We start from the raw sequence: 24,330 nt of genomic DNA on the forward strand, positions 1-24,330 counted from the left end.
CCCTCGACACCCCGGCCCACGCCACCACCGACCACGGCACCCCGGGCCTCGACACCCCGGCCCACGCCACCACCGACCACGGCACCCCGGGCCTCGACACCCCGGCCCACGCCACCACCGACCACGGCACCCCGGGCCTCGGCAGCCCCCGCCCCGTCGCGCCCGGTATATGAGCGTGTTCGTCCTGGCGCTGCTTGCCGGGGGGCTGGTCGGTCTGGCGTTGGGCGCGTTGGGGGCGGGCGGCAGCATCCTGACCGTCCCCGCGCTGATCTACCTGCTCGGGTTCAGTCCGGCCGCGGCGACCACCGCGGGCCTGGTCATCGTCATCGCCACGGCGGTCACCGCGCTGCTCGCCCACGCGCGGGCCGGGGCGGTGCGCTGGCGGGCGGGGCTGCTGTTCGCGGCGGCCGGTCTGCCGCCCGCCGCGGCGGCGGGCGCGCTGTCCGCACGGATCCCCGAACCGCTGCTGACGCTGATGTTCGCGGCGCTGGCCGCCCTGGCCGCCGTCCGCATGCTGCGTCACCGCGCCCCGCGCGCGGAAGGGCGGGCGTCGGCGGCCCGTGCGGCGGGCGCCGGGGCCGGGCTGGGCGCGGTGACCGGGTTCCTCGGGGTCGGCGGCGGGTTTCTCGCCGTGCCCGCGCTGGTGGGCGTGCTGGCCGTGCCGATGAGCGCGGCGGTGGGCACGAGTCTGCTGGTCGTCGCCGCCAACGCGCTGGCGGCCCTCACGGCCCGGGCGTTCACGGCCGTCCACCTGGACTGGACGCTGATCATGCCGTTTCTCGCGACCGCCGTCCTCGGGGCCTGGGACGGCAGACGGCTGGCCGCGAAGGTCTCCCCCGCGACCCTGCAACGCGTCTTCGGCGGCGTGCTGCTGGCCGTGGCGGTGGGCATGGGCGTGAGCGCCGTCCGGTGAACGGATCCCACGCGCTCAGGCGAGCGACAGGAAGAGCTTCTCCAGACGGGCCCGCATCTGCGCGGAGTCCCGGATCTCCGGGTCCTCGCTGGTCATGCACTGCTCCAGCCCGGTCGCGATGATCGCGAAGCCGGCCCGGTCCAGGGCCCGGGAGACGGCGGCGAGCTGGGTGACCACGTCCTCGCAGTCACGGCCCTCCTCGATCATCCGGATCACCCCCGCGAGCTGCCCCTGGGCGCGCCGCAGCCGGTTGAGCGCCGACTTCAGTTCCTCGGCCGACATGTCGAGTTGCACATTTCCTCCTCCATGACCCGCATACACGTCCAGACGGACCCATATACCCCCACGGGTATCCTACCCGTGGGGGACAACACCCCACCGAAAGGTTCTGTTCCGTGACCGACCCCACGATCGACCGTACGACCACCCCTGCGTCCACCCCCGCGTCCGCCCCCACCGGCCTGACCGTCGCCCAGGCCGCGGCCCGGTTCGACGAGTTCACGGTCGTCGACGTGCGCACGCCCGGCGAGTACGCCGGGGGCCGGCTGCCCGGCGCCCACAACGTCCCCCTGGACCGGCTCGGCGAAGCCGCGCGCGCCCTGCGGGCGGCCGCCGCGCGCGGGCCGCTGCTGCTCGTGTGCGTCTCCGGCAACCGGTCCGCGAAGGGCTGCGCGCAGCTCGCGGCCCTCGGCGTCGAGGCGGCCACACTGGAGGGCGGCACCGGCGGCTGGGCGGCGGCCGGCCACCCGGTCGAGCGTCCCGCGGGGGCCCGCACTCCCTGGCCGATGGACCGCCAGGTCCGGCTCGCCGCCGGCTCTCTGGTGGTCGCCGGTTTCGCCGCGGGACTGGCCCGGCCGCGCGCCCACCGGCTGTCCGGGCTGATCGGCGCGGGCCTGGTCTTCTCGGCGGTGACCGACACCTGCGGCATGGCCGCCCTGCTGGCCCGGCTTCCGCACAACCGGCCGCCCAAGGACGCCCCTTCCTTCGAGGAGACGTTGGTGCGGCTGGCCGCCCCCGTGTTGTGATCTCCCCACACAAGCCTGCACCGCTGTGACACGAACGGGGATCCGCTCATGACCACGCACACGACGCTGCCACCGGAGCGCTTCGAGGCCGACCGGCCTCATCTGCGCGCCGTCGCCTACCGCATGCTGGGCTCGCTCGGCGAGGCGGAGGACGCCGTGCAGGAGACCTGGCTCAGGGCGGCCCGGGCGGACGTCGGCGGGGTGGACAACCTCAGCGGGTGGCTGACCACGGTGGTGGGCCGGGTGTGTCTGAACATGCTGCGCTCCCGACGAACTCGGCCGGAGGTCCCGCTCGACGACCGGGTGAGCGAGCCCGCCGTCGGCCCAGGTGAGGGCGGCGATCCCGAGGAGGAGGCGCTCCTCGCCGACTCGGTCGGGGTCGCGCTCCTCGTCGTCCTGGACACCCTGGCCCCGGCCGAGCGGCTCGCGTTCGTGCTGCACGACCTGTTCTCCGTGCCGTTCGACGACATCGCCCCGATGATCGAGCGCACCCCGGCCGCCACGCGGCAACTGGCCAGCCGGGCCCGCCGACGCGTCCGGGGCTCCGCGCCCGCGGATGCGCCCGCTGCGGTTCCCGCCCTTCCCGCTGCCGTGTCTGCCGTCGACCGGGGCCGGCAGCGCGAGGTCGTCGAGGCGTTCCTGGCCGCCACGCGCGGCGGCGACTTCGAGGCGCTGCTCGCCCTGCTGCACCCGGACGTGGTCCTCACCGCCGACCGCTTCGTCGTCCCGACGCCCGAGCCCGTCACGGTCGGCGGGGCCCGTCCCGTGGCCGAGGGCGCGATGGCGGCGACCGGCCGCGCCCGGTTCACCGGCCTCGCCCTGCTCGACGGCCGGGTCGGCCTCGCGATGGCGCCGCAGGGCAGGCTGCGGCTGGTCCTGATGTTCACGATCACGGAGAGCGGGATCACCGGGATCGACGTCGTGGCGGACCGGGAGCGGCTGGACGGCATCGAGGTGGCGGTGCTCGAAGCCGTCGGGTTCGACGACTGACACAACGGCGGGGGCGACCGGGGTTCCCGGTCGCCCCCGCCCGTTCGTCAGAACGCCAGCACCAGCGAGGCCACTGCCGGCGCCGCGTAGACCAGCGGGAACAGCGCGTGCGAGAACCAGCGGGCCCGCAGCACGGTGACGACGGCCCCGAGGAAGTACAGCACCAGACCGGCCGCGGCGAGCACGCCGACCACGGGCACGAACAGCCCCGCCAGCAGCCCGGCCGCACCGGCGGCCTTGGCCGCGCCGAGGAACGGCCACCACGCGCGCGGCACTCCGTAGTCGGCCAGCGGCTTCACCGTCCACTCGGCGTGCAGGAAGACCGAGGCGGCCGAGAAGCCCGCCATGACGGCTCCGACGACGGTGACGACAACGTAGGCAGTGGACATGTCAGCAGCTCCTCAGCGGGGGTTTCCGTGCGTTCCTTCACCCCCCTGACACGGCGCGGCGCGCATGTGTGACCGCCACAGGAGCCGCTTTCGATGTGAGGGCGGTCACATGACCCGGGCCGCCACGAACCACTTCGACGGCAGCTCGATGCGGGTGCCGTCCGACGTGAACTCGGTGGTGACGAGCGGAAGTTCACCGGAGGCCAGCACCGTGAGCCCGGCCGCGCGCAGATACTCGGGCACCGCGTCGTCGGCGACCTCGCCGGGGGCGATGCCGTGCCGGAAGATCGGCGCGAGCTTCGGCGGCGGACCGTCCGGGCCCTGCGCCAGCGAGCCGAGGACGGGACGGGCGGCCTCCGACAGTTCGACGAGGAACGCCCGGCCGCGCTCCCCCAGCAGCGCGGCGATCCCCTCCACCAACGGCTGCCGGTCGGCGGGCTCGCACTGGTGCAGGACGCCCCGCAGGTAGACGTTGGCGTCCCCGAGTTCGGCGTGCAGGCTGTCGGCCGCGCCCTTCTCGGCAGCGTCCAGCAGCCGGTACGTCGCCACTCCTGCGGGGTCGGCGCGCCGGGCATGGTCGAGGGCCGCGTCGGCCAGATCGGCGCCGACCACGTGCGGGAAGCGGTCGGCGAAGTAGCGGGTCTGGGTGCCGTTGCCGCAGCCGAGGTCCACCAACGCCAGCCCGGCGTCGGCGATATGGGGCTCGAAGAAGGCGAGGTGCACGGCGGAGGTCACGCGTGGATCCGCGTCCCAGAACACCCCGCCCGGCTCGTCCGGGGCCTCCCGCCAGAAACCCTCCCACGCCTCCCGGTACCGACTCGCCACGCTCATGCCCAACTCCCCAGGATGCAAGGCCGATCCGCCGTAAGTGACGGGCGAGTACGGTTTATCGCTCCAGGGTTTCCGCTACAAGCGCGCAGCGCATTCTTTTCACTCCGCCTTCGACATCCGTACGCCGCCGTGCGCCCCCGTCCTCGGGGCGGCCGGTGTTCAGCGGCGCGGCAGCGTCAGCTCGAACCAGACGGACTTCCCGGCCCTCGTACGGCTGGCGCCCCACTCACGGGCCAGCGCGCTCACCACGCGCAGCCCCCGCCCGAACTCGTCGCCGGGCCCGGCGCTCAGCAGCGTCGGCAGTTCGTGATCGTCGTCGTCGACCTCGCACAGCAGTGTGTCGCCGCGCACGAGTCGCAGGGCCACGGGCTGCCGGTGGGAGTGACCGAGGGCGTTGGTGACGAGTTCGCTCACCATCAGCTCGGCCGCGCCGGCCAGTTTCGCCAGCCCCCAGTCGTGGAGCTGCTCGCGGACCACCGCGCGGGCCCGGCTCACCTCGGCCGGGTCGAGGCGCAGCCGCCATTCCGCGACGTCGTCCGGCTCGATGCCGTTGAGCCGGGTCATGAGCAGAGCCACGTCGTCCTTGCGGCCGCCGTGAACGTTGAGAGCGCGGATGATGGTGTCGCAGGCGTCGTCCATGGCGGCGGCCGGGTGGGCGGCGGACTCGCAGAGCGTCGCCAGGCCCACGCCGATGTCCTCGCCGCGCACCTCCACCAGGCCGTCGGTGCACATGACCAGCCGGTCGCCCGGCTCCACGCGCACGCGGACCGCCTCGAAGGGCACCCCGCCGACGCCGATGGGCGCGCCGGTGGGCAGGTCGAGGAGTTCGCTGCGGCCGTCGACGGCACGCACCAACACCGGTGGGATGTGGCCCGCGTTGGCGAGGTGCAGCTCGCTCTCGATCGGGTCGTAGACCGCGTACAGGCAGGTCGCGAGATAGGTGTCGCCCAGCCGTTGCGCCAAGTCGTCGAGGTTGCGCAGGAGTTGGGCGGGCGGCAGGTCGAGGGCGGCCATGGTCTGCACGGCCGTGCGCAACTGCCCCATCATGGCGGCCGAGTTGAGACCGTGACCCATGACGTCGCCGACGACGAGGGCGGTGCGGGAGCCGGGCAGCTTCACCGAGTCGAACCAGTCGCCGCCGACGCGCCCCAGCAGCGTGCCCGGCAGATAGCGGGTGGCGATGTCGCAGCCCGCCATGCGGGGCGGGATGTGCGGCAGCATGCTGTCCTGGAGGGTCTCGGCGACGCTCTCCTGGTAGGTGTACATGCGCGCGTTGTCGAGCACGAGGCCCGCACGGGCGGCGAGTTCGGCACCGGTGACACGGTCCATGTCGTTGAAGACGGCGCGCTCGGGGTGGCGCAGCAGGATCATGAAGCCGAGGACGACGTTACGGGCCTTCAGCGGGACGACGAGCATGGAGCGGCCGGTGATGAGCGGCCTGATGTCGCGTTTCTCGAACTGCGAGGCGATGGCGTGGCCCATCTGCTCGCTGATGCGCGGCACGAGGACGGGTTCGCCGGTGGTCATGCACTGGAAGAACGGGGTGTGCGCGGGGAACGGCATGGCCTCGCCGACGGGCACGACGTCGTCCCAACGGCCGGGCTCGTCGGTGTGCTCCAGGGCGACCCGGTGCCACATGGTGGTCGTGTCAGGCACGCCGTCGGGGAATCCCTCACCGGCGACGACCTGTTCGCGCAGATAGGTGCCGGCGACGTCGGTGAAGCGCGGGACGACGGCTCTGCTGACCTCGACGATGGTGCGGGACAGGTCGAGGGAGGTGCCGATCTTCCCGCTGACCTCGTTGAGGAACTCCAGGCGTTCGCGGACGGCGACGTACTCGAGGTCCTCCCCCTCGTCGACCAGGTCCTCCGGGAGGGGCGTCCCTTCGGCGGCGGCGCGGACGGCCCGCTCGCGGCGGACCCTGCGTTCGACGCGCCGGGCCACGCCCCAGTCGGGAGTCACGGGCACCCGGTCGTGCTGGCTGAACTCCAGGACGGGGTAGCCGAGTTCGAGGATCTGCGCGACGATGCGGGCGCTTTCGCCGACGCTCATGCTGGGCAGGATCTCGGGCAGTCGGCGGGCGAGGTCCTCGGCGCCGGGGAAGTCGGTGTGCAGGGCGAAGCCGGGGGCGATGCGTTCGACGGCCGCCCGGTCCGCCGGATCGGCCCTGTGCAGTGCCGCGGCGTCCGCGGCCAGTACCAGCAGCCGTTCCGTTCCCGGTCCGACCAGGGGGTAGGCCCACCACAGGACATCGACACGGTCGCCGTCGCGGTCCCTCCCCGGCCCTACGGGCGGGGGTACCCCCGCATCGCTTCGCTCGGGGACGGTCAGCCGGGCCCGCCCGGCCGCCGGGTAGCCGAGGCCCCGGTCGAGGGAGGAGTCCAACCCGGGCCCGAGGCCGTCGTAGGCGGCGTAGTCCCCGTAGCCCCCGGCTGCCCCGTATCCGGCGTCCGGAAGGTCGTCGTCGGGGTCGGGGAGCGCGCCGGACACGGGGAGCAGGTCGATCGCAGGCCGGCCGATCGCCTCCTCCTTGACGGCGCCGAAGAGCCGGCGTGCGCCGGTGCTCCAGTGGGAGACGAGGCCCTCGCGGTCCACCACGACCACGGCCAGCGGGACGCGCCCGGCGTCGGCCACGCCGTCGGCCGTCTCGCCCCCTGCTCCGCGGCTGGGAGGTGCGTCCCTCTCGGTGCCACGGTCCATGGCCCAGGCCCTCTCTCCCCAGAGCTACGCAAGATCTGTCCCGCAGCCCCCACCGTACGGTGCACGTCCGTCGGCATGTGCGGCAATGATGGAATTGGTTTCACCGGGGTGCGCCGGGGTACGCCGCACGTCCCGGGCCCGCGCGGGCCGGTCAGTCCGCGTGGCCGAGCTGCAGGTCGCGTTCCGTGCGGCCGCCGCCCGCCAGGTGCAGGACGGTGGCCACCGGCGGGTAGCCGGTGGCGATGACGGTGTACTCGCCACCGGACAGGTCGACGAAGCGGAACACGCCGTCGGAGCCCGTGGTGAGGGTGTCCACGACGTTGCCCGCCGCGTCCAGGAGGGTCACGCGCGCGTCCTCGACGGGACGCCCGCCGGTGGTCCGGACCGTGCCGCGCAGCACGGCGCCGCCGGCGAGTTCGACGTCCTGGCGGGTCTCGCGGGAGGCCTGGACGCTGACCGGCAGGGCGGCCGGACGGAAAGCGGGCGCGCTGGCGGCGAGGGTGTACTCCCCGGCGACGAGCTCGGTGATGACGTAGCCGCCCTCGCGGCCGCTGCGGGTGCTGGCGACGACCTCGCCGTGGACGTTGGTGAGGGTGACGGCGGCCTCCCGCACCGGGGAGCCGTCCGCCGTCACGACGTTCCCGGCGAGGCGGCCCGCGCCGCCGAGGACGATGTCCAGTTCGACGGGGCGTTCGCCGACGGTGACGGAGACGGCCTGCGGCTGGTGGCCGCCTGCGGCGGCGATCAGGACGTACGCGCCGGAGCCGGGGGTGGACAGCGCGTACCGTCCGTCCTCGCCGCTCGCGCCCCGGCCGATCTGGCGGCCCGTCACATCGATGAGGGTGAGCGCCGCGCGGGGCACGACCGTCCCGTCGGGGTGCTGCACCGTGCCGCAGACGGGGATTCCGGCGGTGTACGGGGCACGGGCCTGCAGGACGGGCGTGGTCGCGGACGCGAGCTCCGTTTCGGCGGCGTTGTGGGACACCAGCGGTTTCTCCTTGAGGAAGCAGGCGATGAGCAGCCCGAGGACGAGCACCGGTACGAGATAGAGGAAGATCCGCGGCATGGCGTCGGCGTACGCCCGGATGTAGGCGTCGCGCAGCGCCGGGGGCAGTGCGTGCACGAGCTGCGGGGTGAGGGACTCGGGGTCCGGGAGGCCGGCGCCGGCACGGGCGGGCAGGCCCTCGCGCAGCGCGTCGGCGAGCCGGTCCGCGAAGAGGGTGCCGAAGACCGCCGCGCCGACGCTGCCGCCGATCTGCCGGAAGTAGGTGTTGGCGCTGGTGGCGGTGCCCAGGTCGGTGGGGCGCACGGAGTTCTGCACGGCGAGGACGAGCACGGGCATCACCAGGCCGATGCCGGCGCCGAGGACGGCCATCCAGAGGCTGTACTGCAGCCGGGGCGTGTCGGCCTCCAGCCGGGACAGCAGCCACATGCCGAGGGCGGCGAGGGCGCTGCCGAGGACGGGATAGATCTTGTAGCGGCCGGTGTGGGTGATGAGTTGCCCGGACAGGACGGAGGAGCCGACGATGCCGCCCATCATGGGCAGCATGAGCAGCCCGGACTCGGTGGCGGAGGCCCCGTCGACCATCTGCAGGAAGGTCGGCAGATAGCTCGCGGCGCCGAACAGCGCGACGCCGATCACCAGGCCCACCAGTGCGGTGACGTTGAAGACGGAGTCCCTGAACAGCCGCAAGGGGATGAGGGGTTCGGCGGCGATGCCCTCGACGACGAGGAAGAGGACGGTGGCGGCGGCCGCGCCCGCGCCGAGACCGACGACGACGCTCGAGTCCCAGGCGTACTCGGTGCCGCCCCAGCTGGTCAGCAGCACCAGGCAGGTGGAGGCGACGGCGAGCAGCAGGACGCCGAGGACGTCGAGTCGGGGGGCCGCGGTCGGCTTCGGCAGCTTCAGCACGACGGTGACGACGGCGAGGGTGAGGAGTCCGAAGGGGACGTTGACGTAGAAGCACCAGCGCCAGGAGAGGTGGTCGGTGAAGTAGCCGCCGAGCAGCGGTCCGGCGACCGAGGCGAGGCCGAACGCGGCGCCGATGAGGCCCATGAACCGGCCGCGCTGCCGGGGCGGCACGATGTCCGCGATGATCGCCTGCACGCCGATCATGAGCCCGCCCGCGCCGACGCCCTGGACGGCCCGGAAGGCGATCAGCTGGTCCATGGTCTGCGCCCGCCCGGCGAGCGCGGAGCCGAGGACGAAGACGACGATCGCGAACTGGAAGACGCCCTTGCGGCCGAGGAGGTCGCCGAGCTTGCCGTAGACGGGCAGTCCGACGGTGGCGGTGAGCAGATAGGCGGTGATGGCCCAGGACATCCGGTCCAGGCCGTGCAGTTCGCCGACGATCTTCGGCAGCGCGGTGGCGACGATCATCTGCTCCAGCGCCGCGAGCAGCAGCGCGAGCATGAGGGCGAAGAAGACCAGCCGCACCCCGCGCCCGCCCGGTCCGCTCCCGGCAGTCGGCGCCCCCGGCGGGTCCTCCGCTTCCGCGGGACGTGCCGTGACCGGCTCGTCCTGCACCAGAGTGGTCCCGCCCATGTCCCGCTCCCCTCGTCGCACCTGCCACACAATTGCCGCGTAAAGCGACAACCACGAGCAAGCGCGACGAGTTACGGCGCCATCCCGGTCACAAGGGAGATCCACTCGAACCGGTGAAGGGGATCAACGCGCAGGGAGCGCACGGGTGTTGATCTACTTCTCGACCTCGGTGGCGAGGTTGGCGAGGATCATGTCGTAGATCCGGCCGAGACCCTTGGGCGCGAAGGTCCTCTCGAAGAAGCCGCCGATGCCGCCGGCGCCGTCCCAGGTGGTGGTGACGACGACCCGGGAGGCGCCCTCGCCGGCGGGGGTGACGCGCCAGACGGTGACCATCGAGGAGTTGCGGTCCTTCTCGACGAGTTCGCCGTCGGTCGGCTCGGCGACCTCCAGGAGGCAGTCGCGGACGCGCTTGCTGGTGGCCTGGAGCTTCCAGTGGACGAGGGTGCCCTCGCCGTCGCCGCCCTCGCGCACCTCGTACTCGCTGAAGTGCTCGGGCAGCAGCTTCGCGCGCGTGCCGCTGTAGTCGGCGATGGTGTCGAACACCTTCTCCGGGTCCGCAGCGACGACCCGCTCGGTGGTGGCCTCGACCTGCGCCATGGGGTTCCTCCAGGTCCTTGTTGCTCAGGGTTGCTCAGCTTGCTCAGGTGCGGGGCAAGCCAACCACCCCGGTCCGCAGCCGCCCAAATCGGGGTCGCGGAAGCGATCGCCGGGCGATCGAAAAGGACTGCCGAAGGTCCGTCGCACGATCATGGGAACACATGTTCTATTGTGTGGGCAGAGCTACCGAGGAGGCGTCATGCGCTGGGACAACCTCACCGTTCAGACCCGCCACGACCGGGCGGCGGACGCCGCGCTGTTCGGCGCGGACACGGTCACGACCAGGACGTTCGACACGCCCGAGTTCGCCGGCATCACGTTCCACGAGATCAGGGCCCGCTCGATCCTCAACCGGGTGCCGGGCGCCTCCCGGATGCCGTTCGAATGGACCGTGAACCCCTACCGAGGGTGCACGCACGCGTGCGTCTACTGTTTCGCCCGCAAGACGCACAGCTATCTCGACCTCGACACCGGCGTCGGCTTCGACACCCAGATCGTCGTCAAGGTGAACGCGCCGGAGCTGCTGCGCCGCCAGCTGGCCTCGCCCCGCTGGCAGGGGGAGCACGTCGCGATGGGCACCAACGTCGACTGCTATCAGCGCGCGGAGGGCCGCTACCGGCTGATGCCGGGCATCCTGTCCGCCCTGCGCGACCGGGCGAACCCCTTCTCGATCCTGACGAAGGGCACGCTGATCCTGCGCGACCTCGACCTGCTGCGGCAGGCCGCCGAGGTGACCGAGGTCGGCGTCTCGGTCTCCGTCGGCTTCACCGACACCGAGCTCTGGCGCACCGTCGAGCCGGGCACCCCGGCCCCGCAGCGGCGCCTGGACGTCGTGCGGACCCTCACCGACCACGGCATCGGCTGCGGGGTGCTGATGGCGCCGGTGATCCCGTTCCTCGGCGACGAGCCGGCCCAGCTGCGCGCCACCGTGCGGGCGATCGCGGCCGCCGGGGCCACCTCCGTCACCCCGCTGGCGCTGCATCTGCGCCCCGGCGCCCGCGAGTGGTTCATGACCTGGCTCGGGCAGCACCACCCGCACCTGGTGCGCCGGTACGAGCGGCTGTACGCGGACGGCGCGTACGCCCCGAAGTGGTACCAGCGCCGGATCACCCGTCAGGTCCACGAGCTGGCCGAGGAGTACGGCATCGGCCCCACGCGCGCGGGGATGCCCCGCCGGATCCCGCAGCCCGACCCCACCGACCCCGTCGAGGAGCCCACCGGGTCCGGGCCGGTCCAACTCACGCTGATCTGAGCGCGTTCGAGCGCATCCGGCAACCCGAACGGGTCAAGTAACGCCAGAACAGGTTCTTCCGGACGATCTTTTCGGGACGATGCGGCGAGGGCCGTGACCTGCGCGGTCCGTCCGCCGCCGTCCCTTGCGTCCCGGGAGCACTCATGAACAAACGCGCAGCCGTGCTGTGCGCTGCCGCCGCCGTCGTGGCCGGGACGGTCACGGCCGTGCCCGCCGGAGCGAGCCCGTCGCACCCCGCGCCCGCCCGCGCGGCGAAGCTCTCCTGGAAGAGCTGCGCCACCACCGGCCAACCGCGTCTGCAGTGCGCGTCCCTGAAGGTGCCGCTCGACCACGAGCAGCCCGGCGGGAAGCAGATCACGCTGGCGCTGTCCCGCGTCCAACACACCGCGAAGGCATACCAGGGACCGCTGCTGGTCAACCCCGGCGGCCCCGGCGGCCGGGGGCTGAGCCTCGCCGGATTCGTCGCCTCGGCGCTGCCGAAGGCGGTGTCGGCCCAGTACGACGTCATCGGCTTCGACCCGCGCGGGGTCGGCAGGAGCACCCCCGCGCTGAACTGCAAGCCGGGTCACTTCGCGGCGGTCCGCCCGGACTCCGTGCCGAGCACCGCGGCGATCGAGCGGGCCAACCTCAAGCGCGCCCGGTCGTTCGCCGCGGCCTGCGGCAGGAAGTACGCGAGCGTCCTGCCGTACATCGACACCCTCAGCGCGGTGCGCGACATGGACGCGATCCGGGCCGCCGTCGGCACGCGGCAGCTGAGCTACTTCGGCTACTCGTACGGCACCTACCTCGGCACGGTGTACGCCAAGCTCTTCCCGCAGCGGGTGCGGCGCCTGGTCCTGGACTCGATCGTCGACCCCACCGGGGTCTGGTACGAGGACAACCTCGTCCAGGACCTGGCCTTCAATGACCGCCACCGCGCCCTGATGGCCTGGATCGCCAGGTACGACAAGACGTACCGGCTCGGCGCCGACCCGGCCCAGGTCGAGGCCAAGTGGTACGCGATGCGGGCGACCCTGGCCAGGAAGCCGGCCGGCGGCAAGGTGGGCGCCTCGGAGCTGGAGGACGCCTTCATGCCCGGCGGCTACTACAACGGCTACTGGCCCCACCTCGCCGAGGCGTTCGCCGCCTACGTGAACGACAAGGACGACGACCCGCTGGTCGAGGCGTACGAGAACTTCGCCGCCGTCGACGCCGCGGGGGAGAACGGCTACAGCATCTACACCTCCGTGCAGTGCCGGGACGCCTCCTGGCCGCACGACTGGAACCAATGGCGCACGGACAACTGGACGGCGTACGCGAAGGCGCCGTTCATGACCTGGAACAACGCCTGGTACAACGCGCCGTGCGCGTTCTGGCCGGCCGAGCCCCTGGGGCCGCTGAACCTCGTGAACGACGACCTGCCGCCGGTCCTGCTGTTCCAGGCGACGAACGACGCGGCCACCCCGTACGAAGGCGGCGCCACGGTCCACGCGCTGCTGCGCGACTCCAGCCTGGTCGTCGAGGAGGGCGGCCAGAACCACGGCGTCACGCTGAGCGGGAACACCTGCCTGGACAAGCACCTGGCGAGCTACCTGAGCGACGGCGCCGTGCCGCGCGGGACGGGCGAGGTCGACGCGGTGTGCAAGGCGCAGCCCGACCCGAAGCCGCTGGGCGCGAAGGTCGCGCCGCACACGGCCCGCGGCGCCGCGCTGCACGGGCTGCTGGGATTCCGTGGCTGACGCGCGGCTGCGTTGAGGCGGTGAGGGGGCTCCGCGAGGTCGTCATCGGCCGAGCGGAGCCTTCACGCTGCCCCGGGTCATGGCTTCGTGGTCAGAGCACGGGGTCGGCATACGTGGGGAACCGCAGGTACACGCCTATGTCCGCGGGGAGTTCCGGTGAGATCGTCCGGTAGCTGCACAGTTCCTGCAGTCCCCCGGCGTCCTGGCGCAGTCCCGCCGTCAGCTGTCGCAGGATCTCGGCGTGCGGACGCGGGTCGACGCCCTCCACTTCCATGAGCCGGGCGATGCGCTCGGCCGCCTCCGCGTCGGAACGGGTGTTGTCCGGCAGCCGCAGATAGACGTTGGCCTCCTCGGGTCCGGGCGTGCCCTCCCGGAACGCCAGACAGGTCATCGGCTCGTTGCTCACGGTGCCGCCGACCCGCCCGTAGATGACGCTTCGCGCGCGGGCCGCCCGGGCTTGCTCGTAGCGGTGCGCCATCGCCGCGACCGTGTCCAGCTCACCCATGGGCATGGGGAGATGCCGGTAGTAGACCTTCACCCGGGAGGTGTCTCCGCCGTCCAGGTCGAGGGCCATCAGCTCCAACTCGTGCCCGCGCCGGGCGAGTTCCTCGCCGCGGCGCGCCACCGGTTGCCAGGCGTCCGCCAGGCCCAGCCGGTGCATGGCCTCCGCCATGACGTCGTACGCGCCGTCCAGGCCGTGCACCTGCGGGTTGAGGTAGACCTTGTAGTGGGGCCGCTTGCCCGGCCGCCAGGCCAACGAGTGCCAGAGGGTGGCCCGGTAGCGATCGGGGGCGGGGGTGATGAACAGGTCCTCGATGCTCAGGTACCGCGCGATGTCCGTCCCGGGGCTTCCCGCGAGTCGACGCGTCAGCTCCCGGCCGGCTTCCTGGCAGCCGAGCGGGGTGCCGTCGGAGCCGAGCGACTCGAAGAGGATGCGGACCTCGGGCCGGCCGCCCTTCCAGCTGACGGAGAGTTCGGCGGGGAAGCCGTCGGCGGAGACGAACGAGGGTGGATCGCACCGTGTCCCGACGGGCCGTGCGCCCCACGGGTGGATCACTTCCCGCAGGTCCTGCAGCACGGCCTCCGTCTCCCACTGGTCCACTCCCAGGCCACGGCAGACCGCTGTCCACTTCTCTTCCAGGTACTGTCCGAACGTCTTCGTCGCGTCCTGACGCGTGTCCAGGCCGGGTATCTCATCGGGAAGTCGTGCACCGCTCACTCTCCATCACCCTCCACAGCCGGGCCAACCCGGCCTCGTCCGCGCTCACTTCGGCGGAATGCGATCTTCCCATCGGGAAGATATTCGAATCTCGAACTAATTAGCGACAAGCAATGACACGCGTGGTTCACCATGGACGCATGAGTGAACCGACCAGGATTCCCGCCCCCGACGGAGTCGCCGCCGCGGACCAGTACGCCCACGTCGTGACGGGCACGGGCCGTTTCGCGGCCGTCGCCGGTCAGCTCCCGCTTGACGAACACCGCCGACTGGTCGGCGAGGGCGATCCGGAGGCCCAGGCCCGCCAGGTCTTCGAGAACCTGCGGCGCTGCCTCACCGCGGCCGGCGCCGGCTTCGACGACGTGGTCAAACTCACCTACTTCGTCACGGACATGGCCCACATGCCCGCGATCCGCACGGCCCGGGCCGCGTATCTGGCCGACGACCGCCTCCCGGCCGCCTCGGCCGTGCAGGTCGCCGCGCTGGTCCGACCCGAGTTCCTGATGGAGGTCGAGGCTCCCCCACTGCCCAATGGCGTGGGGGCACCCCCAGCACTGGTGGGCGAATGACCGCCCCGGTCGCCGTACGGAACATGGCGCTCGCCGACGTCGACCGGGTCTCCGAGATCCGCGTCCGCGGCTGGCAGACCGCCTACCGGGGCCTGATGCCGCAGTCCTACCTGGACGCGCTGAGCGTCGGCGAAGACGCCGAGCGCCGCCGGGCGCACTTCGGGCGCGGGGCCGGCGACGTGGTGAACCTGGTCGCGGAGCAGGGCGGAAAGGTGGTCGGCTGGGCGGCCCACGGCGCCTACCGGGACGGTGAAGTCCGCACCGCCGACGCCGAGTTGTACGCGCTCTACGTCGACACCGGGCACATCGGCACGGGCGTCGGACGTGCCCTGCTGGAGGAGTCGGTCCGGCAGGCCGGCGCCCTCGGCCACCCCCGCATGTACCTCTGGGTCCTCAGGGACAACGCCCCGGCCCGTCACTTCTACGAGCGGGCCGGGTTCCATGCGGACGGCGCCGAGGAGCCCTTCGAGGTGGCGGGCGTCGCCGTGCCCGAGGTGCGGTATCTCAGCCCCCTCCCGGTCTGACCGGTCCGACGGCTGCCGGCCTGCCGCTCCTCACCGCTGCCGGGGGATCCGCGCCAGCGCGTGCACGGCCGCCTCCGCGAGCACCGGGTGGGCGAGGGCGTCGTTCAGCACCGGCCGGGCCCGGCCGTCCCCCAGCGCGCCGAGCCCCTCCACGCACGCCAGGGCCACCCGCCGGTAGGGGTCGTGCGGCCGCAGCCGCCTGCGGAGCGTCGTGATCAGCGCGGGCACGGACTCGGGCGCCCGCAGCTCCACCAGCAGCCGGACGGGGTGCAGGGCGTAGGCGACGCGCAGTTCGTTGGTGGCCAGGGCGGCCGCGGCGCGCGCGGTGCGGGGGTCGCCGAGGCGGGCCAGCGCATGGGCGGCGGCGGCGCAGCGCGGCGGGTCCCGGTGGTTGAGCAGCAGGACGAGCGCCTCGAAGGCGCGCCGGTCCCCGGCGAGCCCCAGCCGGAACGCGGCCAGCTCCCGGGCCCACAACGGCTGCCCCGACTCGATGAGCACGCCGGCCAGTTCGTCGTGATCGCCCGTGGTCGTCAGCCGCTCGTACGGCGCAGCGCCACCCGACTCCCGCCGTAAACGCTCCGTGAGCGTTCGCAACTCTTCGTCCATGACGCGAGCCTAGAGGCTCGGCCCGCTCAGGGAGTTACATCACAGCCACGAGGGCTGGCGCGCTCGTTACCCACCGGTTAAGCTCATACGAGCGAATCACCCTTTCGCTTCACCTCCTCGCGGTGGCCTGGTGACGCAGTCGCCGCGAGAAGTCGGTTCGGTACCTCGTACCGCTGTACGACCCGGCCACGGGACAGGGCCGGTTCGGATCTCCCGTTCGTCTCCGGGCGTGTGCACGCCCACGGCGACGGCACCGGGCGTGTGCGCTCGCAGCCCGGCACCACCCGCAACTCCTCGCTTTCCGCACCCGGTGCGCCCGGGCCTCGCCAAGGCCCCCTCGGCGTACCCGGGCGCGTTCCCAGTCGTCACTCATTCCTGGAGTCCCGCGATGGCCGCTCCCCTGTCCGACACCCCTCTGTCCCCGCTCCAGACGATCGCCGTCATCGGCCTCGGCACCATGGGCACCGGCATCACCGAGGTCCTGGCCAAGGCCGGCCGCGAGGTGATCGGCATCGACATCAGCGAGGCGCAGACCGCGCGGTCCCTCGCCGCGCTGGAGGCCTCCACCGACCGAGCCGTGCAGCGCGGCCGGCTCACCGAGCAGGAGCGCGACTCCGTCCTGGCCCGCGTCCGCACCTCCACCGACCTGAGCGCGGCGGCCGACGCCGACCTGGTCATCGAGGTGGCGCCGGAGTCGTACGAGATCAAGCAGCAGATCTTCCGCGAGCTGGACGGGATCGTGCGTCCCGAGACCATCCTCGCCACCGGCACCAACGCGCTGTCCGTCACCCGCCTCGCCGCCGACTCCGCCCGCCCGGAGCGGGTGCTGGGCCTGCACTTCTTCAACCCGGCGCCGGCGATGAAGCTGGTCGAGGTCGTCTCCTCGGTGCTGACCGCGCCCACCGCCGTCGCCGCCGTCACCCACCTCGCCCTGGACCTCGGCAAGGAGCCCGTCGCGGTGGGCGACCGGCCCGGGTTCGTCGCCGACGGCCTGCTGTTCGGCTACCTCAACCAGGCGGCCGCGATGTACGAGGCCCGGTACGCCTCCCGCGAGGACATCGACGCGGCGATGCGGCTGGGCTGCGGACTGCCGATGGGCCCGCTCGCGCTGCTCGACCTGATCGGCGTCGACACGGCCCGTACGGTCCTGGAGGCCATGTACGCCGAGTCCCACGACCGGCTGCACGCCCCCGCGCCGATCCTGGGGCAGCTCAGCGAGGCGGGCCTGACCGGCCGGAAGTCGGGCCGCGGCTTCTACACCTACGACGCCCCCGGCAGCGCGACGGTCGTCCCGGACGCGCTGACACCCCTGACCGGCGGGGCCGCGGGCGCCGGCCGTCCGGTGCGCTCGGTCGGCGTCGCGGGCTCCGGCACCATGGCCTCCGGCATCGCCGAGGTCTTCGCCAAGGCCGGTTACGACGTCGTCCTCGCCGCCCGCAGCGAGGAGAAGGCGCAGACCGCCAAGGCCCGGATCGGCAAGTCTCTTGCCCGATCCGTCGACAAGGGGCGGCTGACCGCCGAGGCCGCCGCGCGGACCCTGGACCGGATCACCGCCGCCGGCTCCTACGACGCCTTCGCCGACGTCGACCTGGCCGTCGAGGCGGTCGCCGAGGACCTCGCGGTCAAGCAGCAGCTCTTCGCGACGCTGGACAAGGTCTGCAAGCCCGGCGCGGTCCTCGCCACGACGACCTCCTCGCTGCCGGTCGTCGCCTGCGCCCGCGCCACCTCGCGCCCGCAGGACGTGATCGGCATGCACTTCTTCAACCCGGCGCCGGCCATGAAGCTGGTCGAAGTCGTGCGCACGGTGCTGACCGCCGAGGACGTCCACGCGACGGTCCGCGAGGTGTGCGTGAACATCAAGAAGCACGCCGTCGACTGCGGCGACCGGGCCGGCTTCATCGTGAACGCGCTGCTCTTCCCGTACCTCAACAACGCGATCAAGATGGTGCAGGAGCACTATGCGTCCCTCGACGACATCGACGCCGCGATGAAGCTGGGCGGCGGCTACCCGATGGGCCCCTTCGAGCTGCTGGACGTCGTCGGGCTCGACGTCTCCCTCGCCATCGAGAAGGTCCTGCACCGCGCGTTCCGCGACCCGGGCCTGGCGCCCGCGCCGCTCCTGGAGCACCTGGTGGCCGCGGGCTGCCTCGGCCGCAAGACCGGCCGCGGCTTCCGCGAATATGCCCGCCGCTGACGGCGTCGGCGACTGGTTCCGAGCGCACGAGGACTGGGGCGGACTGCTCGACCCCACTGGCGGACCCCCGCCCGCCGAAGGCGGGGGAAACCCCGGACACGCGCACCGAGCTGCGCACATGCAGTACGTTCGGGGCATGTCCCAGCCCGCCAGGTCCTCACGTACACCAGCCACGCCCGACGCGCCGGAGAGTGCCGCAGGCAGCCGCGCGGCCGCCCAACGGCTCAAGATGCGCCGAGAACTGGCGGCCGCGGCCATGGAGCTGTTCGCGACCAAGGGGTACGAGGCGACCACCGTCGACGAGATCGCGGCCGCCGCCGGGGTCGCCCGCCGCACCTTCTTCCGCCACTTCCGTTCCAAGGAAGAGGCGATCTTCCCCGACCACGACGACACCCTGGTCCGGGCCGAGGCGGTGCTCAACGCGGCCCCGGCGCACGAGCACCCGCTCGACACGGTGTGCCGCGGCATCAAGGAAGTCATGAAGATGTACGCGGCCCGGCCGGAGATCTCCGTCGCCCGCTACAAGCTGACCCGCGAGGTGCCCACGCTGCGCGAGGCGGAGATCGCGTCCGTGGCCCGCTACGAGCGGCTCTTCACCCGCTATCTGCTCGGCCACTTCGACGAGCACGCCCATGACGACGACGCCAACGACGACCCGCTGCTCGCCGAGGTCGCCGCGTCCGCCGTGGTCACCGCCCACAACCACGTCCTGCGCCGCTGGCTCAGGGCGGGCGGCCAGGGCGACGTCGAGGCCCAGCTCGACCACGCCTTCGCGATCGTCCAGAAGACGTTCGGGACGGGCATCGGAGTCGGCCGCAGCGTCGCCGGCGCCCCCGCGCAGGTCCCGGCGACGATCTCCGCGCAGGGCGAGGTCCTGGTGACGGTCGCCCGCACCGACGCCCCGCTGGACGAGGTCATGCGCACCATCGAGCAGGCCCTCAAGGAGCGCTGAGCCGCTGCCGGAAAGACTCTTCACGCTGTGACGACGGCCACCCCACGGGGTGGCCGTTTTGGCATGTCAGGGCACCTTTTCTCGCGGATTTCAGACCCCGTTCGATCGATCATCGCTCATTTGTTACGTAAAGATTTCAGCTGAGAGGAACTTCTGGCACTCAGTGCCTTGCGAGGTGACACGCGGTGTCATACGTTGAGAGTGTCCGGGCGGCCGGCGTGCAGAGACCTTTCGTACGTCGGCTGTCCCCGCAAGCACATGGCCTGCGCGCCCGGACGCCTGCGTCACAGGCAACCTCCCGCGCCACAAAGCGCTGCCGAACAGCACCGCCGCCGAACCGACGGCCCTTCCCTCACATCCCTCAGCAGCACCGACGTAACCCTCAGCGCCCCGCCCTCAGGGCGCTCACCGCCGGAGGCAACACCGTGACCATGCAGAAGATCCTGGACGCGATCCAGTCGCCGGACTCGACTTCGGACGACTTCGCCGCTCTGCCGCTTCCCGAGTCCTACCGCGCGATCACCGTGCACAAGGACGACACGGAGATGTTCGCGGGCCTCGAGACCCGCGACAAGGACCCCCGCAAGTCGATCCACCTCGACGAGGTCCCGGTGCCCGAGCTCGGCCCGGGCGAGGCCCTGGTGGCCGTCATGGCCTCCTCGGTCAACTACAACTCCGTGTGGACCTCGATCTTCGAGCCGCTGTCCACGTTCGGATTCCTGGAGCGCTACGGCCGGCTCAGCGAGCTCACCAAGCGGCACGACCTGCCGTACCACGTCATCGGCTCCGACCTCGCGGGCGTCGTCCTGCGCACCGGCCCCGGCGTCAACGCCTGGAAGCCGGGCGACGAGGTCGTCGCGCACTGCCTGTCCGTCGAGCTGGAGTCCTCGGACGGCCACAACGACACGATGCTCGACCCGGAGCAGCGCATCTGGGGCTTCGAGACGAACTTCGGCGGCCTCGCCGAGATCGCACTCGTCAAGTCCAACCAGCTGATGCCCAAGCCGGACCACCTGAGCTGGGAGGAGGCGGCGGCCCCCGGCCTCGTCAACTCCACCGCCTACCGGCAACTGGTCTCCCGCAACGGCGCCGGCATGAAGCAGGGCGACAACGTCCTGATCTGGGGCGCGAGCGGCGGCCTCGGCAGCTACGCCACACAGTTCGCGCTGGCCGGCGGCGCCAACCCCATCTGTGTCGTCTCCTCGCCGCAGAAGGCGGAGATCTGCCGGGCCATGGGCGCCGAGGCGATCATCGACCGCACCGCCGAGGACTACCGGTTCTGGAAGGACGAGCACACCCAGGACCCGAAGGAGTGGAAGCGTTTCGGCAAGCGCATCCGCGAACTCACCGACGGCGAGGACGTCGACATCGTCTTCGAGCACCCCGGCCGGGAGACCTTCGGCGCCTCCGTCTACGTCACGCGCAAGGGCGGCACCATCGTCACCTGCGCCTCGACGTCCGGCTACAACCACGAGTACGACAACCGTTACCTGTGGATGTCCCTGAAGCGGATCATCGGTTCGCACTTCGCCAACTACCGCGAGGCCTGGGAGGCCAACCGGCTGGTCGCGAAGGGCAAGATCCACCCGACGCTGTCGAAGGTCTACTCCCTGGAGGAGACCGGCCAGGCCGCCTACGACGTGCACCGCAACCTCCACCAGGGCAAGGTCGGCGTCCTCGCGCTGGCCCCCCAGGAGGGCCTGGGCGTGCGCGACGAGGCCAAGCGCGCCCAGCACATCGACGCCATCAACCGCTTCCGCAACATCTGAGACACCCGAGGTCATAGATGACTGAGCGTCAGCCCGCCGAAGGAAAGCGGGAGAAGGACCGGCCGTGGCTCATGCGCACGTACGCCGGTCACTCCACCGCCGAGGCGTCCAACGAGCTGTACCGGCGCAACCTCGCCAAGGGCCAGACGGGTCTGTCGGTGGCGTTCGACCTGCCCACCCAGACCGGCTACGACTCCGACCACGTCCTCGCCCGCGGCGAGGTCGGCCGGGTCGGCGTGCCGGTGGCCCATCTCGGTGACATGCGCAGGCTGTTCCAGGACATCCCCCTGGAGCAGATGAACACCTCGATGACGATCAACGCCACCGCCATGTGGCTGCTGGCGCTCTACCAGGTCGTCGCCGAGGAACAGGGGGCCGACATCACCCGGCTCCAGGGCACGACCCAGAACGACATCGTCAAGGAGTACCTGTCCCGGGGCACGCACGTGTTCCCGCCGGGGCCGTCGCTCCGGCTGACGACCGACATGATCGCGTACACGGTCTCCCACATCCCGAAGTGGAACCCGATCAACATCTGCAGCTACCACCTGCAGGAGGCGGGCGCCACCCCGGTCCAGGAGATCGCGTACGCGATGTCGACGGCGATCGCCGTGCTGGACGCCGTCCGGGACTCGGGGCAGGTGCCGGCCGAGAAGTTCGGCGACGTCGTCGCCCGGATCTCCTTCTTCGTGAACGCGGGCGTCCGCTTCGTCGAGGAGATGTGCAAGATGCGCGCCTTCGGCCGCATCTGGGACCAGGTCACCCGCGAGCGCTACGGCATCGACGACCCCAAGCAGCGCCGCTTCCGCTACGGCGTCCAGGTCAACTCCCTGGGACTGACGGAGGCGCAGCCGGAGAACAACGTCCAGCGCATCGTGCTGGAGATGCTGGCGGTGACGCTGTCGAAGGACGCACGCGCGCGTGCCGTGCAGCTCCCCGCCTGGAACGAGGCCCTGGGCCTGCCCCGCCCCTGGGACCAGCAGTGGAGCCTGCGCATCCAGCAGGTCCTCGCCCACGAGAGCGACCTTTTGGAGTACGAGGACATCTTCGAGGGCTCGCACGTCATCGAGGCGAAGGTCGCGACGCTGGTCGAGGCCTCCCTCGCGGAGATCGAGCGGATCCAGGAGATGGGCGGCGCGATGGCCGCCGTCGAGTCCGGCTACCTCAAGTCGCAGCTGGTCTCCTCGCACGCCGAGCGCCGGGCCCGTATCGAGTCCGGGCAGGAGAAGATCGTCGGCGTCAACATCTTCGAGACGACCGAGCCCAACCCGCTGACCGCCGATCTCGACACCGCGATCCAGACGGTCGACCCGGCGGTCGAGGCCCGTGTCATCGCCTCCCTGCAGAACTGGCGCGACACGCGGTACCAGCCGCCCTTCAACCACCCGCGCCCCTGCAAGGCGCTGGAGAAGCTGAAGGAGGCCGCGAAGGGCACCGCCAACCTCATGGAGGCCACCCTGGAGTGCGCCCGCGCCGGGGTCACGACCGGCGAGTGGGCGGGGGCGCTGCGCGAGGTGTTCGGCGAGTTCCGGGCCCCGACCGGGGTGTCGTCGGCGCCGGTGGCGGTGCCGGCGGAGGAGGGCTCGGCCATGGCCGACGTCCGCCGCAGGGTCGACCTGACGGCGAAGGACCTCGGGGTCGGCAAGCTGCGCTTCCTGGTCGGCAAGCCGGGCCTGGACGGGCACTCCAACGGCGCCGAGCAGATAGCCGTGCGGGCGCGTGACGCCGGCTTCGAGGTGGTCTACCAGGGCATCCGGCTGACGCCCGAGCAGATCGTGGACGCCGCGCTGGAGGAGGACGTCCACGCGGTGGGCCTGTCCATCCTGTCCGGTTCGCACGCCCAACTGGTGCCGGACGTCCTCGAACGGCTCCGTGTGGCCGGTGCCACAGACATCCCGGTGATCGCCGGTGGCATCATCCCGAATGGAGACGCCGAACAGCTCAGGGCTGCGGGCGTGGCCGCGGTCTTCACCCCGAAGGACTTCGACATCACCGGAATCATCGGCCGCATCGTCGACGAGATCCGGACAGCGAACCAGCTCGACCCCCTGGAGGTCCCCGCATGACCGTCAACCGTCTGCGTCCCCGCCGCTCGTGTCTCGCGGTCCCGGGCAGCAACCCCCGCTTCCTGGAGAAGGCGCAGGGTCTCCCGGCGGACCAGGTCTTCCTCGACCTGGAGGACGCGTGCGCGCCGCTCGCCAAGCCCGAGGCACGGCACACCATCGTCAAGTTCCTCAACGAGGGCGACTGGACCGGTAAGACGAGGGTCGTGCGCGTCAACGACTGGACGACCGAGTGGACGTACCGGGACGTCGTGACGGTGGTCGAGGGAGCCGGCCCCAACCTCGACTGCATCATGCTGCCGAAGGTGCAGAACGCCCAGCAGATCGTCGCCCTGGACCTGCTGCTGACGCAGATCGAGAAGACCATGGGCTTCGAGGTCGGACGGATCGGCATCGAGGCGCAGATCGAGAACGCGCAGGGCCTCAACAACGTCAACGAGATCGCGACTGCCTCCCAGCGCGTCGAGACGATCATCTTCGGCCCCGCCGACTTCATGGCGTCGATCAACATGAAGTCGCTGGTCGTGGGCGAGCAGCCGCCCGGTTACCCGGCCGACGCCTACCACTACATCCTGATGAAGATCCTGATGGCCGCCCGCGCCAACGACCTCCAGGCGATCGACGGCCCCTACCTGCAGATCCGCAACATCGACGGCTACCGCGAGGTCGCCCAGCGCGCCGCCGCCCTCGGCTTCGACGGCAAGTGGGTGCTGCACCCCGGTCAGGTCGAGGCGTCCAACGAGATCTTCTCGCCCTCGCAGGAGGACTACGACCACGCCGAGCTGATCCTGGACGCGTACGACTACTACACCTCCGAGGCGGGCGGCAAGAAGGGCTCGGCGATGCTCGGCGACGAGATGATCGACGAGGCCAGCCGCAAGATGGCGCTGGTCATCTCGGGCAAGGGCCGCGCGGCGGGCATGCAGCGCACGTCGAAGTTCGAGATCCCGGAGGCGTGAGCGCGATGCAGTTCGGACGCACCTACGAGGAGTTCGAGGTCGGGGCGACGTACAAGCACTGGCCGGGCAAGACGGTCACGGAGTACGACGACCACCTCTTCTGTCTCCTCACCATGAACCACCACCCCCTCCACATGGACGCCAACTACGCGGAGAAGACGACCGACTTCGGCAAGAACGTCGTCGTCGGGAACTACATCTACTCCCTGCTGCTCGGCATGTCCGTGCCGGACATCTCCGGCAAGGCGATCGCCAACCTGGAGATCGAGTCCCTCAAGCACGTGGCCCCGACCTTCCACGGCGACACGCTCTACGGCCAGACGACCGTGCTCGACAAGTGGCCGTCGAAGTCGAAGAACGACCGCGGGATCGTGTACGTCGAGACCAAGGGTTACAAGCAGGACGGCACGCTGGTCTGCGTGTTCCGCCGCAAGGTGATGGTGCCGACCGAGACGTACATCAAGGAGCGCGGCGGCGAGCAGCCCGGCCGCCCGGAACTTCAGGAAGGCTGATCG

The 24,330-nt window shown here is 71.6% G+C and carries 21 protein-coding genes; 13 read left to right on the top strand and 8 right to left on the bottom strand.

Annotated features, from left to right (window positions below; genetic code table 11):
* Positions 1-169 precede the first annotated feature (169 nt).
* Positions 170-913, top strand: coding sequence for a sulfite exporter TauE/SafE family protein (locus ACIBAF_RS12785; protein ID WP_399463204.1), 744 nt, complete (start codon positions 170-172; stop codon positions 911-913).
* 15 nt (positions 914-928) lie between these two features.
* Here the strand turns inward: ACIBAF_RS12785 and ACIBAF_RS12790 are convergent, their stop codons facing one another.
* Positions 929-1,207, bottom strand: coding sequence for a metal-sensitive transcriptional regulator (locus ACIBAF_RS12790; RefSeq protein WP_189712054.1), 279 nt, complete (start codon positions 1,205-1,207; stop codon positions 929-931).
* 101 nt (positions 1,208-1,308) lie between these two features.
* Here ACIBAF_RS12790 and ACIBAF_RS12795 point away from each other — a divergent pair, with 101 nt between their 5' ends.
* On the top strand, positions 1,309-1,938 hold the full coding sequence (locus tag ACIBAF_RS12795) for a rhodanese-like domain-containing protein (RefSeq protein WP_399463205.1): 630 nt from the start codon (positions 1,309-1,311) through the stop codon (positions 1,936-1,938).
* A 48-nt stretch (positions 1,939-1,986) separates the two neighbouring features.
* Entirely contained in the window at positions 1,987-2,928 is a 942-nt protein-coding gene (locus tag ACIBAF_RS12800) for a sigma-70 family RNA polymerase sigma factor (protein WP_399463206.1), read from the top strand.
* A 47-nt stretch (positions 2,929-2,975) separates the two neighbouring features.
* Here ACIBAF_RS12800 and ACIBAF_RS12805 read toward each other — a convergent pair whose 3' ends face one another.
* The 5 genes from ACIBAF_RS12805 to ACIBAF_RS12825 form a co-directional block, all read right to left on the bottom strand.
* On the bottom strand, positions 2,976-3,317 hold the full coding sequence (locus tag ACIBAF_RS12805) for a DoxX family protein (RefSeq protein ID WP_399463207.1): 342 nt from the start codon (positions 3,315-3,317) through the stop codon (positions 2,976-2,978).
* Between the two features lie 105 nt (positions 3,318-3,422).
* A complete protein-coding gene (locus tag ACIBAF_RS12810; RefSeq protein ID WP_399463208.1) occupies positions 3,423-4,148 on the bottom strand; it encodes a class I SAM-dependent methyltransferase in 726 nt (241 codons plus the stop codon).
* A 159-nt stretch (positions 4,149-4,307) separates the two neighbouring features.
* Complete coding sequence (locus ACIBAF_RS12815) at positions 4,308-6,848, bottom strand: SpoIIE family protein phosphatase (protein ID WP_399463209.1); 2,541 nt, start codon at positions 6,846-6,848, stop codon at positions 4,308-4,310.
* A gap of 151 nt (positions 6,849-6,999) precedes the next feature.
* Complete coding sequence (locus tag ACIBAF_RS12820; RefSeq protein ID WP_399463210.1) at positions 7,000-9,393, bottom strand: MFS transporter; 2,394 nt, start codon at positions 9,391-9,393, stop codon at positions 7,000-7,002.
* Positions 9,394-9,546: 153 nt separating this feature from the next.
* The gene (locus ACIBAF_RS12825) at positions 9,547-9,990 is read right to left on the bottom strand and encodes an SRPBCC family protein (RefSeq protein WP_399463211.1); all 444 of its coding nucleotides are present in this window, start codon (positions 9,988-9,990) and stop codon (positions 9,547-9,549) included.
* Positions 9,991-10,189: 199 nt separating this feature from the next.
* Between ACIBAF_RS12825 and ACIBAF_RS12830 the strand changes: the two genes are divergently transcribed.
* Complete coding sequence (locus ACIBAF_RS12830) at positions 10,190-11,242, top strand: Rv2578c family radical SAM protein (protein WP_399463212.1); 1,053 nt, start codon at positions 10,190-10,192, stop codon at positions 11,240-11,242.
* Between the two features lie 143 nt (positions 11,243-11,385).
* Positions 11,386-12,960: an alpha/beta hydrolase gene (locus ACIBAF_RS12835; protein WP_399463213.1), complete on the top strand. Its 1,575-nt coding sequence runs from the start codon at positions 11,386-11,388 to the stop codon at positions 12,958-12,960.
* 91 nt (positions 12,961-13,051) lie between these two features.
* Here the strand turns inward: ACIBAF_RS12835 and ACIBAF_RS12840 are convergent, their stop codons facing one another.
* Positions 13,052-14,179 carry a tryptophan dimethylallyltransferase family protein gene (locus ACIBAF_RS12840; protein ID WP_399463214.1) on the bottom strand — a complete coding sequence of 376 codons (1,128 nt, stop codon included), beginning with the start codon at positions 14,177-14,179 and terminating at the stop codon, positions 13,052-13,054.
* Between the two features lie 140 nt (positions 14,180-14,319).
* Here ACIBAF_RS12840 and ACIBAF_RS12845 point away from each other — a divergent pair, with 140 nt between their 5' ends.
* Positions 14,320-14,748 (top strand): RidA family protein, encoded by a 429-nt coding sequence (locus ACIBAF_RS12845; protein WP_399463215.1) that lies wholly within the window; start codon positions 14,320-14,322, stop codon positions 14,746-14,748.
* Positions 14,745-15,272, top strand: coding sequence for a GNAT family N-acetyltransferase (locus tag ACIBAF_RS12850; protein WP_399463216.1), 528 nt, complete (start codon positions 14,745-14,747; stop codon positions 15,270-15,272). Before ACIBAF_RS12845 ends, ACIBAF_RS12850 begins: the two co-directional genes overlap by 4 nt.
* A 30-nt stretch (positions 15,273-15,302) precedes the next feature.
* Here ACIBAF_RS12850 and ACIBAF_RS12855 read toward each other — a convergent pair whose 3' ends face one another.
* Positions 15,303-15,878, bottom strand: a complete 576-nt coding sequence (locus ACIBAF_RS12855; protein WP_399463217.1) for an adenylosuccinate lyase — start codon at positions 15,876-15,878, stop codon at positions 15,303-15,305.
* A gap of 388 nt (positions 15,879-16,266) precedes the next feature.
* Between ACIBAF_RS12855 and ACIBAF_RS12860 the strand changes: the two genes are divergently transcribed.
* The 6 genes from ACIBAF_RS12860 to ACIBAF_RS12885 all read left to right on the top strand — a co-directional run bounded on the left by ACIBAF_RS12860 (position 16,267) and on the right by ACIBAF_RS12885 (position 24,327).
* Complete coding sequence (locus ACIBAF_RS12860; protein WP_399463218.1) at positions 16,267-18,072, top strand: 3-hydroxyacyl-CoA dehydrogenase family protein; 1,806 nt, start codon at positions 16,267-16,269, stop codon at positions 18,070-18,072.
* Positions 18,073-18,208: 136 nt separating this feature from the next.
* Positions 18,209-19,024, top strand: a complete 816-nt coding sequence (locus tag ACIBAF_RS12865; protein ID WP_399463219.1) for a TetR family transcriptional regulator — start codon at positions 18,209-18,211, stop codon at positions 19,022-19,024.
* A gap of 431 nt (positions 19,025-19,455) precedes the next feature.
* Complete coding sequence (gene ccrA / locus ACIBAF_RS12870) at positions 19,456-20,793, top strand: crotonyl-CoA carboxylase/reductase (RefSeq protein WP_399463364.1); 1,338 nt, start codon at positions 19,456-19,458, stop codon at positions 20,791-20,793.
* A 17-nt stretch (positions 20,794-20,810) separates the two neighbouring features.
* Entirely contained in the window at positions 20,811-22,859 is a 2,049-nt protein-coding gene (locus ACIBAF_RS12875) for a protein meaA (RefSeq protein WP_399463220.1), read from the top strand.
* The gene (locus ACIBAF_RS12880) at positions 22,856-23,815 is read left to right on the top strand and encodes an HpcH/HpaI aldolase/citrate lyase family protein (protein ID WP_399463221.1); all 960 of its coding nucleotides are present in this window, start codon (positions 22,856-22,858) and stop codon (positions 23,813-23,815) included. Before ACIBAF_RS12875 ends, ACIBAF_RS12880 begins: the two co-directional genes overlap by 4 nt.
* 5 nt (positions 23,816-23,820) lie before the next feature.
* A complete protein-coding gene (locus ACIBAF_RS12885) occupies positions 23,821-24,327 on the top strand; it encodes a MaoC family dehydratase (RefSeq protein WP_399463365.1) in 507 nt (168 codons plus the stop codon).
* Positions 24,328-24,330: the final 3 nt, after the last annotated feature.

The organism is Streptomyces sp. NPDC051677, from assembly GCF_044453465.1.
Classification (GTDB): domain Bacteria; phylum Actinomycetota; class Actinomycetes; order Streptomycetales; family Streptomycetaceae; genus Streptomyces.